Origin of the sequence: Streptomyces otsuchiensis (assembly GCF_004305975.1) — a bacterium.
GTDB classification, from domain to species: domain Bacteria; phylum Actinomycetota; class Actinomycetes; order Streptomycetales; family Streptomycetaceae; genus Streptomyces; species Streptomyces otsuchiensis.
On sequence record NZ_BHZI01000480.1, the window covers coordinates 1 to 2053 of the forward strand.

The 2053-nt window shown below is 72.4% G+C and carries 2 protein-coding genes; both read left to right on the forward strand.

Annotation, left to right across the window (positions count from 1 at the left end; translation table 11 throughout):
* Positions 1–154 precede the first annotated feature (154 nt).
* Positions 155–1150, forward strand: a complete 996-nt coding sequence (locus E0D90_RS25250; protein WP_130800237.1) for a FecCD family ABC transporter permease — start codon at positions 155–157, stop codon at positions 1148–1150.
* 1 nt (position 1151) lies between these two features.
* Complete coding sequence (locus tag E0D90_RS25255; protein WP_130800238.1) at positions 1152–2045, forward strand: ABC transporter ATP-binding protein; 894 nt, start codon at positions 1152–1154, stop codon at positions 2043–2045.
* Positions 2046–2053 lie beyond the last annotated feature (8 nt).

Here is a 2053-nt window from a genome sequence, read left to right on the forward strand (position 1 = left end):
TTTTTTTTCAAGCAGAAGGCGGCATACGAGTTTCCCTTTTGTCTTGGGGACGCAGAAGTGTGTATAAGAGACAGCCCCCTCCGCAGCGGACGCGACCGCCGCACCCTGGCCGCACACCCCCCGGGGCACCCTCACCACCGCGCTCGCCCTCCTCCTGGCACTGGGCGCCTCGGTCGTCCTGGCCATCGGGCTGGGCCCCACCGTGATCGCCCCCGCCGACACCGCCCGGCTGCTGTGGGCCGCCCTCACCGGCGGCGTGATATCCGCCGACGAGGTCACGACCTACCAGGTCGTCTGGCAGGTCCGCACTCCGCGCGTCCTGCTCGCGGTCGTCGTCGGCGCCGGGCTGGCGGCGGCCGGAGTCGCCGTCCAGGCACTGATCCGCAACGCCCTCGCCGACCCCTTCGTCCTGGGCATCTCCTCGGGCGCCTCCGTCGGCGCCGTCGGCGTCATCGTCTTCGGCGTCTTCACCTCGCTGGGCGTCTACGCCCTGTCCGCAGGCGCGTTCCTGGGCGCGGTCGGCGCCTCCGCGCTCGTCTACCTCGCCGCCAGCACCAGGGCGGGCCTCACCCCGCTGCGGCTCGTCCTGACCGGCATCGCCCTGGCCTACGGCTTCCAGGCCGTCATGAGCGTGCTCGTCTACCTCGCCCCGGACGGGGAGGCCACCCAGACCGTTCTCTACTGGACCATGGGCAGCCTCGGCGCCGCCTCCTGGAACACCCTGCCGGTCGTGGCCGTCGTCGTCACCGCCTCGATCGTCTTCCTGCACCGCCGCGGCCGCACCCTGGACCTCCTCGCCATGGGCGACGAGACGGCGACCAGCCTGGGAGTCGACACCACCGGAGTCAGGCGGGGGCTGTTCGCGGTCACCGCCCTGATGACGGGGTCCATCGTCGCCGTGAGCGGGGCGATCGGCTTCGTGGGCCTGATCATGCCGCACCTGGTGCGCATCGTGGTCGGCGCGAGCCACACCCGGGTGCTGGTGATCGCCCCCCTGGTCGGCGCGGTGTTCATGGTCTGGGCCGACCTGCTGGCCCGCACCATGGCGGCGCCCCGGGAACTGCCACTGGGCGTGATCACCGCACTGGTGGGCGTGCCGGTCTTCATCACCCTGATGCGCCGCAAGGGCTACCTCTTCGGAGGGCGCTGAGATGACCGCCCGAACGAGCCCCGAACGCACCGGCCCCGTCCACGACCGCGCCACAGCCGGCCCCCGGCTCGCCCTCGACCGGCTCTCCGTCACCGTCGACGGCTCCCGGCTGGTCGAGAAGCTGTCCCTCGACGTCCCCCGCGGAGAGACCGTCGGACTGATCGGCCCCAACGGAAGCGGCAAGTCCACGGCCCTGCGCTGCGTCTACCGCGCACTGCGCCCCACGACCGGCGCGGTCCTGCTCGACGGGTCGGACATCTCCGCCCTGGGCCCGCGTGAGAGCGCGCGACGGGTCGCCGCGATGACCCAGGAGAGCGGCACGGAACTGGACTTCACCGCCGAGGAGGTCGTCGCGCTGGGCCGCAGCCCCCACCTGCGCGGCAACCAGGCGCTCAGCGACCGCGAACGGGCCCTGTGCCGGGACGCCATGGCGAAGCTGGGCATCGCCCACCTCGCCCACCGCGGAGTGCTCACCCTCTCCGGCGGCGAGCGTCAACGCGTTCTGGCCGCACGCGCGTTGGTCCAGGAGACCGATCTGCTGGTGCTCGACGAGCCGACCAACCACCTGGACATCCGGCACCAGGTGGCGCTGCTCTCCCTGCTGCGCGACTCCCGGCTGACCGTACTGATCGTGCTGCACGACCTGAACCTCGCCGCCGCCGTCTGCGACCGCGTCGGGGTCCTGCGGGAGGGCCGCCTGGTGGCGGTGGGCACCCCCCGGGAGGTACTGACCGCCGAACTGGTGCGGGAGGTCTTCGGCGTGCGGGCCACGGTCGTGCCGCACCCGCTGACCGGCGCCCCTCAGCTTCTCTACTCGCTCGACCCGGCCGACGACAGGGCCGATGACAGGCCCCACGACCCGGCCGAGGTTCCGCCCGTCACCCCCTCCCTCTGACCACCACC